The following is a 16124-nucleotide window of genomic DNA, read 5'->3' as shown; positions in this document are numbered from 1 at the left end:
TAAAACCAGTGTAAGATATTTTCAATTATAGGGGTAGCAATAAGGGAGAAATGGCGTTAATAAAACAGCAAGTTAGCGTGTAGTTAAACAAAAAGTAAACGCACAGAACTTACTTTAATCACTTTTTAATCACTGTGCGTTTATTATTTTATAGCGCTGTTATTTATAAGGGCTAATACTTGAGAGGCCAAAGTTACTTTTCATAATGACTTTGCCGTCTATGCCTTTAAGTTTTAGTGAAATAGCAGGGTCGGCTTGCTCCCAGTCTATACTTAAATCGCCATAGTTTACGTTATGAGTGAAGTCGCCTACACGGTGTTTATTTGGGCTAACGTCTTTCCATTTTTCTGTTAAGCCTGAGCTGGTCATTTCAATAAGCGGGTAATCTAGGTTTTGATCGTATTTAGATATTTCGCCCCAATGCGTGTCGCCACTAATGATCACCACCCCATTGACCTTATGTTTTTTTATTAGCGCAAATAACCTATTGCGATCCTCTGGAAAATTAGCCCATGATTCCCAGCCAGTAAAGTCAGGCAATAATTGGAGGCTTGATGCAATAAGCTTAATTGCGGCTGGCTTTTTAAGCTCAGTCTCGAGCCATTGCCACTGTGCCTCACCTAGCATAGATGCCCCTTTAACCTCGGTTGGGCTATAAGGGCCTTGGTTATTTAATTTACGCTTGGTGTAATACTCAAGTTCGCTTACGTGATTAAGTGTGTCACGGTTCCAGCGTAAATCAGGCATGATCACCTGTACAGTTTGCTCGCCTTTCCCATACGTATACGAGGTGTAAATACCGTCTGAACGTGTTCTGCGCTCAGAGTTGGCGGGCTCTTCCCAAAAGTCGAGCATAATTTGGCGCGATTGCTCTTTATGCGGGTATTCTTTTCCGGCATCGTTTTGACCAAAGTCGTGATCGTCCCACATTGCAATGATGGGTGTATTTTCTTTTAGGGTTTTAAATCCGGATTTTGCGCCTAATTTTTGATATTTATTGGCAAGTACTGACATATCGTTGGTGTCGCCGTAGATATTGTCGCCTAAAAATATAAATAAATCGCCCTGCTCTTTGTTTATAGTGTCGAATATTGGAATGTCTTTATCTTGATGCCCGCACGAGCCAAACAATATTTTTGATGGCGCAGCCATCGCACTTGAGCTTATAACTAACGCAAGTGTTGAATATAAAATAGGTTTTAATCGCATTTTCATTTTAAGATCTCTTTAATAGCGGGTGCCATATTGGGGTTTATTTTGTAAGGTTGTAGCCCAAGCGCCTCAAGCACCGTAGCCGCTATTTGCGCTTGTTTAACATTGTTAATTTTTATTAAACCATTTCCTTTAATTGCAGGGCCAATTGCGCCAAGCCAAATATGCTCTGAACCAATAATCCCTTCTGGAAATGCTTTTTTACCCTGCGCTGATTTAGCTAATGCCTGTTTAGAACTATGATGTTGCCAATCGTTTGCATTACTACCGCGGCCGTGATCGGTTGTGATAATAAGCGTAGTTTTATTTTTATAACCTGGGGTACTTTGAATGGTTTGCCATAAGTCTTTTAAAAATGCATCGCTTTGTTTGGCTGATTTTAAGTAGGCGTCGTAGTGACCATCGTGCGCAAAATCATCTGTTTCACCTAGGCTTATTACCAGCAACTTGGGTTGTTTGGCCAACATGTAGGCTTTAGCAAAGCGGTAAGTAAAACTGTCTAATCGTACATTGACCCGCGGGCTGGGGATCTCTTTTTGCAGTGCATTTAAAAGTGGGGCGTTATCAAATAAATTGTTTTCAATCGGCATAAAGCCTGCGTTTACATAAACGTTAGTGCGCTGGGTATTTACAATGTATGGAAACACATCCCAGCTACCAAACAATGCGGTGCTGTTTTTAAATTCAGGGTGTGTGTTTAAACGCTCTAAAATGGTTTTATTAGAGTTATAAACTTTATCGTTGCTGTTTATGTTTACATCTACTTCGCCGCTTAAAATTTCGTTATAACCGGGGTACGAAAAATACCACGGATTACTTACCGACATTGTAGAACCCTTTTTTCTATCGCCAATAATAACACCCTCTTTTGCAATCGTTTGCGTTAAAAAAGGCATTAATAATTGCTGACGTTTTTGAGGGTTTTCATCCCAAAATTCATCGTGTAGTTGGCTCGGCTGCTTAACAAAGTCTTTATTGCTAATAAGGTTTTTATCAGCACCACTAAATACCTCTTGCCAGCGCACGCCATCAAGGGTCACAAGCACAACGTTTGTGTCACTCGCGCTCACAGCGTTGGCAAGTAAAATAAAGCTCGCTGCAATTACTTTCAATATTGTTTGCATGGTTTTCTCACCTTGCGTTTAATAAAAAGCCCATCAATGTGATGGGCTAATATTAACGTTATTGATTATTTAAAATGTTGCGGTAAAGGTAACCGCCGCCGTGCGTGGTGCACCAATAAAGTAAGTAGCGCCGTTGCCTGTACCGCCGGCTAAATAGCTTTCGTCGGTCACGTTATAAACAACAAAAGCAATATCAATGGCTTTAAATGGACCCGCATTAACATCGGCTGCGTAACCTGCATTTAAATCAAGCACGGTGTAGCTATCTACGTCGCCACGCTCACCTGTGTACTTAGCCGACAAACCAAAGCGGAAATCGCCACTGTAGTAATCGGTTGAAAGCACAAATAAGTCATCTACAGAGTCAATAACCTTTTCACCGGCTTCAAAACCAGGCGCATCCCCTTTGTATTCAGAATTATTATTTGTATACGAGCTATAAAAACCCCACTCAGGGCTTAACATGTAACTTGCTGAAAGCTCTAACCCTTGTGATTCAATACCGCCTACATTTAAGTAAGAGCCATTTGTACCAATGGTGTAGTCAATACCGCCTGTGTCACTGCCTGGTGCTATAAAGGTAATGCGGTTATCAAACTCTATTGAATAGGCTGTAGCGGTCAGTTTAAGTGCGTCGTTTTGGTAACGAACACCTAGGTCAATATTTTCAGCCGTCTCGGGTTCAATCGCTGATAAATCGGAGCTGTCGCGCTCAAGTACACCGTCTTTTATGGCTGCAAAGTTTTCACTGTAACTGGCAAATAACTCGGTTGAGTTATTTAATTGATACACAATACCACCACTAAATAGCACGTCAGAGTCGCTATTAACTTTAGCGGTTGTGGCATTTTGGTAATGGTCAAACTTTTCAATATCAACAAGGTATTTTTTTACACCTACATTGAGTGTTAAATCGCCAAATACCATTGAGTCTTGTGCGTACCATTTTAGCGTATCTGCCTCGAACGTATTTTTATATTGAGTCCAGTAAGGTGTGCTGTCGTAGTGATGGTAAATGCGCGCGTCAATGACCTTATGCCAATCACGCGACTCGTCGCGGTCACTTTGCTCATACCAAAAACCAGCTTCTATGTCGTGCATACCAAATGTAGCTTGGTAGTTGGCTGTTACACCTAGGCGGTCTTTTTTGTAATGGGTATGACGATACGACATAACCGGTGTTGCACTGGCATCGTAACACGCCGGGTTTAGGCCAGGTCCCGACTCCCACGGCCAACTTAAACTAGCGGTACAGCCTTCGTTAGGCGCAAGTGGATTGCCATCGCTATCTACAAAACCATACGAGCCCGCGTTAGTGCCGCCCTCAGTTGTTGGATCACCGTTTTCATCTACTGGGGTTGTTAAATAAGGTGGGATCCAATCACCACGCCCTGAGTTTTTATGATAATAAGGGCTAACAGTAAGTAAAGATGTTGGCGAAATAGCGTATTCAAACTTTAAATACGCTAGCGTATTTTCGCGAAGTGTGCCCCAACCTTCTGCAAACATTTGGTCAAAATGCGGAACGCCCGTCCAATTCCACGTCAGTTGATCCCAGTCAGGCGTTTGCTCAAATTGGGCCAGACTTACACTGTTATAATTTGTTTCGCTAACGTCATCGTATGATATGCGCCCAGTGATGGTTAAATCACTTAATGTGGTAACAAATTTAGCTTCGGCGTGTTGGTTGTCTTTGCCACCATTACTACCCGAGCCAATCCAACGGCTGGTATCGGTTTGTGAGTAACTAACGTAAGCTTGGGTGTTATTAAACAGCGTACCCGTTTCGTGTTTTAAATAGTATCGTGTTGCATCGTGACTACCTGATGTGTACGCAAAAGTAGTGCTTTTTTCAAGGCTTGGTGCTTTACTTACAAAGTTAAATGTACCGCCTAGCGCTTCAAGTGATGCCGATTTAATATCAGAGGTGCCTTGGCCAACCTCAACGGTTGCAAGGTTTTCAGAGTCTAGGTAGCGATTTGCTTTTGCCCCGCCGCCATAATTAGAGCCGCCATTTGGAATACCATCGACTGTCATACCTAACTGTTGCTGGTTTGAGTCAATACTAAAACCACGCATGGTAATGGTGGTAGACCAATCGTCACCGCCAAATGCATCACCTTCGTTTATGCTAATGCCTGGCAAATTATCAATAACCGACAAAACACTTGAAACCGTGCTTTGCTGCTCTAACATAGCAGGTTCAATCACATTATTAGCGTAACTGGTTGGCTTTGCCACAACAGTAACTTCTTCAATAGTGGTGTCGTCGTTAGCATAAGCAGATGTTGATACCGCCATGGCAATGGCCATGCTCAAAATCGATTTACTCTTTAAAGCGTACATTGTTGTCCCGTTTGATTTTATTAATGGTTTATTATGAAAACGGGCACAGTATGATTTTAAAATATGACAATAACGCTTTGTTTTATTGACATAAAGATTAAACAAATATGAGAGAACGATGGCGAAAATATGTAAAAAAAAAGACACTTAATAACCTATTAAGTGTCTTTTTCATTTAATTACTACAAATTACTTAAGCTCAGCCAGCATCTCGTCGCTGTAAGGCACTAACTCTTCGCCGTTAGTTACTTTGCTAATAAAATCTGGGTTTGCAATTAGTGGGCGGCCAATCGCAATTAAATCAAACTTACCTTCATTAATTGCGTCTTTTGCTGACTCAAAGCTGTAGCTACCTACGCCTACCAGTGTTCCTTTGTATCCCGCACGTAAAAACGCTGAAGTTGTTTTGCCTTCAAGCGATTCGAATGTTGTGCTGTCATCAAAAATACCACCGTGCAAATAAGCAAGATCTCTTTTTTCGAGTTCAGGTAATAGGTAATCAAAAACCGCTTTGTCACGGTTATCTTCGCTCATATTAAAGTAAGCGCCAGGTGTTACACGCAATGCTGTACGCTCGTTACCTACTGCGGCAATAACTGCATCGGTGACTTCAAGGGCAAACCTAGCCATGTTTTGCGGTGTTTGGCCATACTCATCTTCACGTACATTGGCTTCGTAATGTAAAAATTGATCAATCAGATAGCCGTTTGCCCCATGAATTTCTACACCATCGAACCCAGCTTCTATTGCATTTTCGGCGGCTTTCGCAAAATCTGCTATCAACGATTTAATATCGTCAGTTGTCGCGGCTTTTGGCGTGATGTAAGTAAGCTCACGCATACGGGGTACCGAACCCTCTACACCTATTGCTGAAGGGGCAAGTACTTCACCATCAAAAAAGTGTGGATGTGCAACACGGCCAACATGCCACAGTTGAGCAAACATTTTACCGCCATTTGCATGAACAGCGTCAGTCACTTTTTTCCAACCTTGAATTTGCTCGCGTGTAAACAAGCCTGGCGTTGTTGGGTAGCCTTGCCCGTCTGGGCGAATAATTGTCGCTTCGCTAATAATTAATCCTGTGTCTGCGCGGCGTGCATAATACTCAATCATATCTTGCGTTGGCACTAAATTTTCGTCAGCCATACAACGTGTAAGCGGTGCCATTAAAACACGATTTTTAAGTTCAATCGTGTCGTTTAATCGATATGGTGTAAGTAAATCTGTGTTCATTTTATAAATCCTTGATTAAGTGTATGCATACTAAGTGTGGCCTTTTTGACAACATTCAAGATCAATTTTGAATGTTTGCTCAAAATATACTGACTTACCTCTAAAACGGATCTACATAACAAAAATAATTGTGAAGTTTTCAACACTGTGTCACATAACTCGATATACTTGTAGCCTATAAATATAAATTGACAGCAACAAAGTGAGCCCATCATGACAAGCGAAAATGCAACCGACAAACACGACGTAATTTTAGGCCTAGGCGCCAAAAAGCGTCTCGCGTTTATGTTTGAAATCGTTCAGCAATACAAGCAAGTATGGATTTTAAATGACGACGACGGCTGTGTAATGCTTACCAATGAAGATGACGACTGTGTACCTGTGTGGCCAACGCGGGAATTTGCCCAAGCATGGGCAACCGGTGAGTGGGAAGGCTGTACACCTAAAGCAATTCCGACCGCTGATTGGTTTAGCCGCTGGACACCGGGCCTTGAAGAAGACGACCTACTTATTGCAGTATTCCCAACCGAGGAAGACGACGGCACCATTTTATTTCCTGATGAATTTGAAAAACAGCTAAAAGCACCAAAGAAAAAATACTAAATAACATCCTTGTTAGGTGTATAAACGCGGTGTTAAAATAGCCGCGTTTTTTATATCTGCTTTCTAAAATTTAAATAAGCCTGAGTGATTGCCTTAGCATCTTCAACTTGAGGGTAATGCCCCAGATCAGCAAACCCTTGTACCCGCGCATTAGGTACTCTCTTTTTATAGTGCTCAAGCATGTGTTTACCTGAAATTGGGTCTTGCTCACCTGCAATAAATGTAACCGGTATATCGCTATTAATAATGGCCCCAACCCAGCGCTGCTCGTTTTGTTTTCGCTGTGTAATGTAATTAATAAGTTTGGGCATAACACGCAAACCATTATTATGATTTAATAGCGCCCAAAACGTATCAATTACCAAAGGAGCTGGTGGCGTGTTTTTTCCAAATATAGTCGTTAAGTTTTTAGCAAATTTTTGTTTGCTCATTAGCTTAGGGACTATCCAACCAAGTTTTGAAAGAAGTAGCTTTTGAATAAATAACGGTTTATGTACGTGTGGAAATAGCCCACCATTTAAAAAGCACACACTGTGTATACGTATTTCACTTTTAGTAGCAACTTGCCTTGCTAATAGCTCTTGCGCTACGGTATCACCATAATCGTGGGCGAGTATGTGTACATCGGTAATATTTAAACACTTTAAAAATTGCGTGTATAAATCAGCCTGCTCCGTAATTTTATAAGTCGCGTTTATTGGTTTATCCGAAAGCCCAAAACCCAGCATATCAAGTGTTACTAAAAAGTAGTGTTTAGTAAGTTCATCCCACATACCTTCCCAGTCCCAGCTAGCACTTGGAAACCCATGAATTAAAAGCAGCACGGGTTTATTTGCAATCCCTGCTATTTTAGTAAAAATTTGCTGGCCGTTGATATTTAAAAACTGACCGCTTGATTGCCATTGTGTGAGTGTATACATGTTGTTAGCCCTAATAGGTGGTTTTAAATGTTTTAACACAATTACAGATAAAGTCCGAAAAGTAGTCTAAAAACAATACAACCTATAAATTTAATGCTTTATCATTAAAAAACGTCAGCTTACTTATATTTACTGCCACTAAAAAACTCAATTACACTGCTGAACAACTTACTATTTAACAAGGCGTTTAGTTTGTTTTTAACTTGTAACTTAACTATTAAATGCTATATTGAAATGTATAACGAGGTAGCATAACTTCAACTAATATCATGCAAAAGGATTAATAAATGGCTTTGCAAAGTAGAGCTAATAAAGGAGTGATACTGGGTACTTCGCTTCAGGTTTTAATCCTCATTATAGGTGTTGTTTTCACCTACTTCCAACAAATACAACATCAACAAACATTAGACACAAAAGTACTAGCGGCTTTAAACAACGAGCTAACAAACTTATCTGTGGGCATAAACAACAGAATGGAGCTATATCAGTACGGGCTATTTAGCCTGAAGGGTTTTATACAAGGTATTGGTATTGAAAACTTAAACTACAACACAATCAAACGTTACTCAAACGCAAGAGATTACGCACAAGAATTTCCGGGAGCTAACGGCGTTGGGTACATAAAAAAAGTAACCCAGAGCGAACTACCCGCTTTTATAACTAAAGCAAAAAACGAACGCCCCGATACCCTATTTAACTTTAAAACATTGTCTGAAAACAAAAGTGATCATTTTGTAATCCAATATATTTTTCCTGAAAGTAACAATAAACAAGCAATAGGATTAGATATTGGCTCAGAAACTATTCGTAAACGTGCAGCATTAAACGCAGTTTTTGCAAATGCTGCTCAATTATCTGCACCTATTACGTTAGTACAAGCAGATAAAAAAGCTCATCATGGTTTTTTGATTCTATTACCTATTTATAATAGTAAGATCACGTCTGCATCTAAAGATGAACGGCTAGAAGCGCTCCATGGCTGGGCATATTCCCCTTTGCTCATAGATAATATTTTAAACTCATTATTTGATATTAATGAAAACTACTTAGCCATTAGCGATCTAAACGATGCAACTAATGTGGCCTTTTTTACATACGGCGATAAAACAAGTAACACTGAGTTTAAAGTATCCACTGTTACTAATGTGATCGGCCGTCAGTGGCAAATAACTTTACATGGCTCTCATGCGTTTATAGAAAACCTGCATTTGCCTTATCAATATCAAGCACTCGTAAATGGTATTTTTTTGACGCTAATTGCTATGTTAATTGTGCTTGCAATCCAGTTACAATTTTTTAGAAAAGCCCAAAAAGAAAATTTAAGACGTGAAGCCGAGCAGGCACATAAAAATATTCTTGAACAAGCCAATTTGAAACTAGAGACTGATGTAAAGCTACGAACCCAGCAAATAGCCGATATTAGTATGTTGCAGCGCAGCATTTTAGACAGCGCTAGCTACTCCATTATAGCTACCGACATAAACGGTTTAATTACCGAGTTTAACCCCGCTGCAGAGAAATTGCTGGGCTACAAAGCAAATGATGTCGTAGGTAAAAAAACCTATAGCATATTTCATTTAGAAACAGAGCTGATAAGCAAAGCAAAACAACTTAGTTATGAGCTAAATAAAATAGTTAGCCCAGGGTTTGAAACATTGATTGTAAAGGCAACCCCCGCAGAACCCGATGTTAACCAATGGACCTTTGTAGACTCTAAAGGTAGGCATATTCAAGTCAGCTTAAGTGTTACATCACTGCTTAATAACAGGGCTCAAGTTGTTGGTTTTTTAGGTATAGCGTTTGATTTAACGCAGCAAATAAAACACGAACAAGCACTTGCCCGCGCAAAAGAACTCGCAGAGCAAAGCGCTAAAACTAAATCGGAGTTTTTGGCGAATATGAGCCATGAAATACGAACTCCCATGAACGGTATTTTAGGCACTCTGCAGCTGCTGCAAGAGCAATCAATGAATGAAAAATCAACAGAGTTTTTAAAAAAAGCACTCTACTCTACTCGCTCACTAACCACCATTATTAACGATATATTGGATTTTTCAAAAATCGAAGCTGGTAAACTCACTCTTGAGAACAAAAGCTTTGAATTAGATGAATTAATACATCATTTAGAATCTGATTTGTTAGTACCCGCTCAAGAAAAAAATATTTATTTGCAATTTAAATCAACAATAGAACATAAGTACTGGTGTGGTGATGCTGTTAGAATAAGGCAGGTTTTTTTAAATTTAATATATAACGCAATTAAGTTTACGCATAAAGGAGGCGTCACCGTTGAGTTTAAACTTACTGAGAATGAGCAAGTTTGCGTTATTGTTTCAGACACAGGTATTGGCATACCGCAAAATGTAGTGAACAGGTTATTTGAGCGCTTTGAACAAGCCGAGTCTTCAACAACGCGTGAATATGGTGGAACCGGGCTTGGGTTGCCAATCACTAAGTCACTCATTAACCTTATGGGCGGCGACATTAAAGTAACCAGCAAAGAAGGGATTGGTAGCCAGTTTTATGTTTATTTACCATTAGAGAAAGCGCAAAAAGCGTTGGAAAATGAAACCCTAAATGATTTAGCGCTTCCCGATCTAACCAATAAAGTTATTTTAGTTGCTGAAGACAATAAAATTAATCAATTAGTTGTAAGCGCCATGCTTGAGCCTGCCGGCGCGCACATTGTCATTGCTAATAATGGCCAAGAAGCCGTAGAGCTTTATAAAGAACGATTGCCTAGTATAATTTTAATGGATATTCAGATGCCTAAAATGGATGGCTTTGAAGCATGTGAAATTATTAAAAAAATAGATGAATCACAAATTATAATTGCACTGACTGCTAATGTGCTTTCTGAACAAAAACGCTTATACGAAGCGCTTTTTGACGGATATGTATCTAAGCCTATTGAAAAACAAAAATTAATAAACGCATTGCATATTAAAAATAGCCGATGAAACACTGTTATATTGGCAATATATAAACGACAGTTATAAACAGTAAGCTTTATGAGGGGTAACATGCTACGGTTTTTATATGTTTATTTGTGCTTGTTAGCATACTTACCTTTTCACGCTAATGCACAAATGCTTAATTTACAACAAAGCACTGAAGTGAACTCGCCTATATGGCGACAGGTTAACTTAAATACGCCTAAAACCGGTGAGCAAGTAATTAATGCTTATCTTGGCACCCAAAATTCGCTTGTTTCTTTATCGGAAATGCGAGGGCCCGCAATTGCAAAAATACCACTTTCAACGAATACGCCTACTCGTTGGTTTATTTTGCCCAACGCAAATTACCTCGATGAAGGATTTGCTTATTGGCAGGATTCAGAGGGAATTCGTTTAATTTCAGACTTTTCACAAGGTAATTTATCTCAGTCTGCAATTATAATGCATGGCCAAGCGTTTCAACTAAACCTAAAAGCAAACTCTCAAGGCGTACTATGGCTTTATTTAAATGCCAACCATTATGCTAAACCTGTAAGCGTAGCAATTATTGATGAGCCAACCTTTATTTATCAACAATTCTTTGTAAATTCACTGAGCATAATGTCCATCACCATTATGCTTACCCTCGCCTGCATGGCACTCATTCTTTATTTAAAAACAGGTCAAAATGTTGCGTTATATTGCGCAGGTTATATTGGCTTGCACGGTATTGGTTGGGCGTTTGCCGCTGGCGTTTTTGGCGTGTTTTATAGCTTTAAAAGCATAAACTCGCACTACCTTGGTATGTATATTTTTTCGTTTGCGATATCTTCAGCCAGCGCATTTGCTTATTACTTATTTAATTTTCACTCGGTTGAAAAAACACGAATAAGCCAATTTTTAAAGTATTTTTCGTATGCCGCGTTTGTTAGTGGCTTTATAAACCTTGTGTTACCTTTTCATTGGGTATTTTATTTAGCACACACCTTAGCAGCAATATGGGTGGTGCTAACGCTAGTACTTGGCTTTAAAATGTTGAGCCTAAACGATTTTAGAGCAAAGTATTTTTTAACCGGTAATATTATTTATAGCCTTTCTCTTGTCGTGTTTATTTTAGCTCACCTTAACTTAATCGTAACCGCCTCGGCTGAGTTATGGGTTTTAATTGCACTCGCGATAGATTGTATTTGTATATTACTTTCACTTTCTGAATGGTTAAAAATAAAGCAAAACGATTATATTGATGCCCTCGAACAATCCCGCATTGACCCGCTCACAAAAGTAGGTAACCGATTATTACTACAAGAAAAGCTAAATACTATTGGCACGTTTTATTTAATTGTATTTATTGATTGTGATGGTATGAAATCAATAAATGACCAATTAGGTCATGCCAGTGGCGATGAGTTACTTATTAACGTTACTAAGTTAATTAAAAAAGGATTGGCTAACTTAGGGGATGTTTATAGAACCGGTGGGGATGAATTTATCTGTTTATGTAATGCCGACTCTTTAGAAAACCTTGCTGTAATCGAAAGCAACACGGCTAAGGCACTCAATAAAGTACATATTCAGCTACAGCAAAAGTGGCCAGAATCAGGATTAAGTTTTGGTATTGCCAGCAGTAATGAATGCACTGATTACAAAGCGTGCTTTACCTTAGCTGATGAACGAATGTATGCAGTAAAATATGCCCGAAAAAATAGCACATCGAATAGCCAACAAGCCACACAGCAAACTTAGTGCACAAAAAAGGACGCCATAAGGCGTCCTAATATAGAATGATGGTGGAGGAAGAGGGATTCGAACCCTCGTTAGGGGTTAACCTAAACACACTTTCCAGGCGTGCGCCTTCAGCCACTCAGCCATTCCTCCACAGTGTTGCATTGCAACAGCGCGTCATAGTATGAAATAGGTTACTCAGGTGCAAGGCATTTTTAGTATCTGGCTTTTAACTGCTCACTAATCATACCAATTACATCAACACGTTGAGTTTCAATGACTATAACTTTTTTAGGCACAAAAAAGGGGACTGAACTTCAGTAACCTTTTTATTAATAGTGCGTTTTATTATTTTGCCATGTTAGCTGTAAAATCTAGCATGCGATTAAGTGACTTAAGAGCGCCTTCACGCAAGTCCATATCTACAAATACTTCTTTACCTTGAGGGTCTATTAAAGCCTCCTCAATCGCTTTTAAGCCATTCATTGCCATCCACGGGCAATGTGCACAACTTTTACATGAAGCGCCTTCACCAGCCGTAGGAGCTGCAAAAAACTCTTTCTCTGGGCAGAGTTGCTGCATTTTATAAAAAATACCTCGGTCAGTCGCTACAATAAACTTTTTATTAGGCATTGTTTGCGCCGCTTTTATAAGCTGGCTTGTAGAGCCAACCGCATCAGCAAGTGCAACTATTTCAGCAGGTGATTCGGGATGTACTAACACGCCAGCATCAGGGTGCAGCGTTTTCATGTCTTTAAGTGCTTTTGTTTTAAACTCATCGTGAACAATACATGCGCCATTCCACATGATCATGTCTGCGCCAGTATTTTTTTGAATATAGCTGCCTAGGTGCTTATCTGGGCCCCAAATAATCTTTTCACCTTGCTCGTCTAAGTGCTCAACAATCTCAAGGGCACAAGACGACGTAACAATCCAATCAGCACGTGCTTTAACCGCCGTTGATGTGTTTGCATAAACTACAACTTTTCTGTCTGGATGCTGATCACAAAATGCTGAGAACTCATCAATTGGACAACCAATGTCTAACGAGCAGGTTGCTTCAAGTGTTGGCATAACAACTGTTTTATTGGGGGTTAATATTTTTGCTGTTTCACCCATAAAACGTACGCCTGCAACAATGATCATGTCAGCGTCATGTCGCGCACCAAAACGCGCCATTTCTAAAGAATCGGCAACACAGCCACCTGTTTCTTCAGCCAGTGCTTGAATTTCAGGATCTGTATAATAATGCGCTACGAGTACCGCGTTTTTATCTTTAAGTAATTGCTTAATACGTGCTTTATATTCGCTCTGCTCGTCTTTCGTTAACGGTGCTGGCTTTGGAGGGAAAATATAGCCTTCAGGCATAATAGTTTGCGCTAAACTCATGTTCTCGACCACTTATGTACAGTGTATAAATTACGGTGAATTATACGAGAATAAAAGCATAAATAACAGCAAACTGGTTAAGCTGTTTATAAAAAAGAGAGTGGAATTTTAAAAAGGAATATAACAAATGGTGGGTCATGATGGATTCGAACCATCGACCAATTGATTAAAAGTCAACTGCTCTACCAACTGAGCTAATGACCCGCTCTAATATTGTATGTACTGAAGTATGTTGCTTGCGTAGATCCGCCGATGTTCCAGTTTTTACTTATGAAGTAAAAATGGTGGGTCATGATGGATTCGAACCATCGACCAATTGATTAAAAGTCAACTGCTCTACCAACTGAGCTAATGACCCGCTCTTGGTGCTAATTTATAAACTTATGTTTTGATAAAATGGTGGGTCATGATGGATTCGAACCATCGACCAATTGATTAAAAGTCAACTGCTCTACCAACTGAGCTAATGACCCGCTCAAAACATAGTTTAAAAAAGCTTACATGCGTGAATCCGCCGATTAAATATTTTATAGAATGGTGGGTCATGATGGATTCGAACCATCGACCAATTGATTAAAAGTCAACTGCTCTACCAACTGAGCTAATGACCCATTCTATTTTTCGTAAATTATTGATTATACTTTAGTTACTGACCACTCGTTAAAGTGGTGGGTCATGATGGATTCGAACCATCGACCAATTGATTAAAAGTCAACTGCTCTACCAACTGAGCTAATGACCCGCTCATAAACTTATTCAATAACAAACATGCGTAAATCCGCCGATCCAGACACTTTAAAAGTGGTGGGTCATGATGGATTCGAACCATCGACCAATTGATTAAAAGTCAACTGCTCTACCAACTGAGCTAATGACCCGCTCTGGTATAACTGATGTATACAAGTTGAAAAACCATTTTAAAAATGGTGGGTCATGATGGATTCGAACCATCGACCAATTGATTAAAAGTCAACTGCTCTACCAACTGAGCTAATGACCCGCTCTATTTTTTACAACTTTGAATACTACGTAAATCCGCCGATAAAAGACCATTTTAAAAATGGTGGGTCATGATGGATTCGAACCATCGACCAATTGATTAAAAGTCAACTGCTCTACCAACTGAGCTAATGACCCGCTCTTTTTGCAACATTTTGAGTGGGGTAACCATTCGTTTGCTGCGGGCGCTTATAATACTTATTTATAAAATGAGTGCAACCGAAATTGTCTCTTTTTTTAAGTTTTTATGCCTAGTTGACCAATTTTAGACCGCTTATGACAAAAAGCAGTCTAATCAAGCTGATTCAATTAATTAGATAGGCGATCTGTGGCTAATTTTGCAGCCGTTGTACTTGGATACTGTGTAACAAGTTCGTTAAGTATTTTTAACGATTCATCTGTTGATCCTTGCTCTTTTAAAAGCGTACCTAACTTTAACATGGCGTCTGGGCGTTTGTTTGAATTTGGAAATTCATTCACAACCACTCTAAAGTGCTCAACCGCTTTAACTCCATCGTTTTTAATTGTTAATAATTGACCTAACCAATAGTGTGCGTTTGACGCATATACAGACTCTGGGTAGGTTGTTAAAAACGTTTGAAATTCTGGAATAGCTTGATCGTAACGTTTATCTTTCATTATAAGCGCAACAGCACGCTCGTAAGCCTCGTTCTCAGACAAATCACTGCTGTATGCTTGTGAATCATTAGGTTGTGCATAGTCGGTCGCAGGCACAGCAGTAGGTTGAGAGTAAGCTTGGCTAACGCGGTTTTCAATCTCTTGATAAAGCTCACGCTGACGCTGAAGTACTTTTTCCAGTTTATAGCTTTGCTCTTCCGTCACACCGCGAATTTGACTTACTTCATCTTGAAGTAAATTAAGTTGCTGTTGTAACTCGGCTTGCAAGAAATTGCGCGATTGCATCATACTTTCTAACGACGCTAAGCGCTTCTCAATACTTGACTGTGAACTCGCAGCTTCTGAAACAGGAGCGGGAGCAGCCCATAACTGGGTGCTCCCGCTCAATATCATTGCTGCCAAAATAATTTTCGGCTTCATAATATCTCTTATCTTAGTAAACTAATACCGCACGGCGGTTTTTAGCGAAAGCTGATTCAGTACGTGATTTAACCATTGGCTTTTCTTCACCGTAGCTCACTACTGACATTTGGCTTGCTGATACACCCAGGCTTAAAAGGTACTTTTCAACTGACTGACCACGGTTTTCACCCAGTGCAATGTTGTACTCTGGCGTGCCACGCTCATCGGCATGGCCTTCGATTAACACTTTTACCGATGGGTTTTTTACTAAAAAGTCAGCATGTGCGCGAAGTAAATCTGCATATTTGCTTTCAATTGTCGTTTTATCAAAATCAAAGTAAATTACTTGCTCTTGACGAAGTGCTTCGTATTTTTGACGAAGTTGTTCTTCAGCACGTTCTTCAGGAGAAATAGTTGCTACTTCAACTGTATCGTTGCTTGTTGTTTGCTCAACAGCCGTTTGATTAGATTGGTTTGCAGCACCTTCGTCGATATCTGAAGACGAGCTACAAGCTGCTAATGTCATTACTGGCACAGCAATTAGCAGGCCTTTAAGTATTTTATTAAGTTGCATTGAGTAGATTCCTATTTTGAGTAAA

The 16124-nt window shown here is 39.7% G+C and carries 11 protein-coding genes and 9 tRNA genes; 3 read left to right on the top strand and 17 right to left on the bottom strand.

Translation table 11 applies throughout. The features are described 5' to 3' along the window. Window positions 1-159: 159 nt before the first annotated feature. The 4 genes from AC27I2_RS12695 to AC27I2_RS12680 all read right to left on the bottom strand — a co-directional run bounded on the left by AC27I2_RS12695 (window position 160) and on the right by AC27I2_RS12680 (window position 5915). Window positions 160-1215, bottom strand: a complete 1056-nt coding sequence (locus AC27I2_RS12695) for an alkaline phosphatase D family protein (protein WP_487204463.1) — start codon at window positions 1213-1215, stop codon at window positions 160-162. After that, window positions 1212-2336: an alkaline phosphatase family protein gene (locus AC27I2_RS12690; RefSeq protein ID WP_487204462.1), complete on the bottom strand. Its 1125-nt coding sequence runs from the start codon at window positions 2334-2336 to the stop codon at window positions 1212-1214. The genes AC27I2_RS12695 and AC27I2_RS12690 overlap by 4 nt, the downstream gene beginning before the upstream one ends. 69 nt (window positions 2337-2405) lie before the next feature. Further along, window positions 2406-4682 carry a TonB-dependent receptor domain-containing protein gene (locus AC27I2_RS12685; RefSeq protein ID WP_487204461.1) on the bottom strand — a complete coding sequence of 759 codons (2277 nt, stop codon included), beginning with the start codon at window positions 4680-4682 and terminating at the stop codon, window positions 2406-2408. 189 nt (window positions 4683-4871) lie between these two features. After that, the gene (locus AC27I2_RS12680; RefSeq protein WP_487204460.1) at window positions 4872-5915 is read right to left on the bottom strand and encodes an alkene reductase; all 1044 of its coding nucleotides are present in this window, start codon (window positions 5913-5915) and stop codon (window positions 4872-4874) included. A gap of 213 nt (window positions 5916-6128) precedes the next feature. Here AC27I2_RS12680 and AC27I2_RS12675 point away from each other — a divergent pair, with 213 nt between their 5' ends. Then, window positions 6129-6518: a DUF2750 domain-containing protein gene (locus AC27I2_RS12675; RefSeq protein ID WP_219422661.1), complete on the top strand. Its 390-nt coding sequence runs from the start codon at window positions 6129-6131 to the stop codon at window positions 6516-6518. Window positions 6519-6568: 50 nt separating this feature from the next. Here AC27I2_RS12675 and AC27I2_RS12670 read toward each other — a convergent pair whose 3' ends face one another. Next, the gene (locus AC27I2_RS12670; RefSeq protein ID WP_219422660.1) at window positions 6569-7438 is read right to left on the bottom strand and encodes an alpha/beta fold hydrolase; all 870 of its coding nucleotides are present in this window, start codon (window positions 7436-7438) and stop codon (window positions 6569-6571) included. A 287-nt stretch (window positions 7439-7725) separates the two neighbouring features. Here AC27I2_RS12670 and AC27I2_RS12665 point away from each other — a divergent pair, with 287 nt between their 5' ends. Together AC27I2_RS12665 and AC27I2_RS12660 are read left to right on the top strand one after the other, a co-directional pair. Beyond that, a complete protein-coding gene (locus AC27I2_RS12665; RefSeq protein ID WP_487204459.1) occupies window positions 7726-10398 on the top strand; it encodes a CHASE domain-containing protein in 2673 nt (890 codons plus the stop codon). Window positions 10399-10461: 63 nt separating this feature from the next. Next, window positions 10462-12117 (top strand): sensor domain-containing diguanylate cyclase, encoded by a 1656-nt coding sequence (locus AC27I2_RS12660; RefSeq protein ID WP_487204458.1) that lies wholly within the window; start codon window positions 10462-10464, stop codon window positions 12115-12117. Window positions 12118-12159: 42 nt separating this feature from the next. Here AC27I2_RS12660 and AC27I2_RS12655 read toward each other — a convergent pair. The 12 genes from AC27I2_RS12655 to pal all read right to left on the bottom strand — a co-directional run bounded on the left by AC27I2_RS12655 (window position 12160) and on the right by pal (window position 16099). Beyond that, a tRNA-Ser gene (locus AC27I2_RS12655) sits at window positions 12160-12249 on the bottom strand. Between the two features lie 195 nt (window positions 12250-12444). Beyond that, a complete protein-coding gene (nadA, locus tag AC27I2_RS12650) occupies window positions 12445-13485 on the bottom strand; it encodes a quinolinate synthase NadA (RefSeq protein WP_219422657.1) in 1041 nt (346 codons plus the stop codon). A gap of 128 nt (window positions 13486-13613) precedes the next feature. Then, a tRNA-Lys gene (locus tag AC27I2_RS12645) sits at window positions 13614-13689 on the bottom strand. A gap of 78 nt (window positions 13690-13767) precedes the next feature. Beyond that, window positions 13768-13843, bottom strand: a tRNA-Lys gene (locus tag AC27I2_RS12640). 39 nt (window positions 13844-13882) lie between these two features. Then, window positions 13883-13958, bottom strand: a tRNA-Lys gene (locus AC27I2_RS12635). 62 nt (window positions 13959-14020) lie between these two features. After that, window positions 14021-14096 (bottom strand) — tRNA-Lys (locus AC27I2_RS12630). A gap of 55 nt (window positions 14097-14151) precedes the next feature. Beyond that, window positions 14152-14227 (bottom strand) — tRNA-Lys (locus AC27I2_RS12625). Window positions 14228-14287: 60 nt separating this feature from the next. Continuing rightward, a tRNA-Lys gene (locus AC27I2_RS12620) sits at window positions 14288-14363 on the bottom strand. 46 nt (window positions 14364-14409) lie between these two features. Further along, window positions 14410-14485: transfer RNA gene (locus AC27I2_RS12615), tRNA-Lys, on the bottom strand. A gap of 61 nt (window positions 14486-14546) precedes the next feature. After that, window positions 14547-14622, bottom strand: a tRNA-Lys gene (locus AC27I2_RS12610). 171 nt (window positions 14623-14793) lie between these two features. Next, window positions 14794-15543, bottom strand: a complete 750-nt coding sequence (gene ybgF, locus AC27I2_RS12605) for a tol-pal system protein YbgF (protein ID WP_058404869.1) — start codon at window positions 15541-15543, stop codon at window positions 14794-14796. A gap of 13 nt (window positions 15544-15556) precedes the next feature. Next, complete coding sequence (gene pal, locus AC27I2_RS12600; protein ID WP_219423525.1) at window positions 15557-16099, bottom strand: peptidoglycan-associated lipoprotein Pal; 543 nt, start codon at window positions 16097-16099, stop codon at window positions 15557-15559. Between the last annotated feature and the right edge of the window lie 25 nt (window positions 16100-16124).

This window comes from Pseudoalteromonas sp. NH0006-46, from assembly GCF_057547735.1.
The sequence above is the reverse complement of the archived record's forward strand: the minus strand, read 5'-3'. Positions and strand labels throughout refer to the sequence as shown.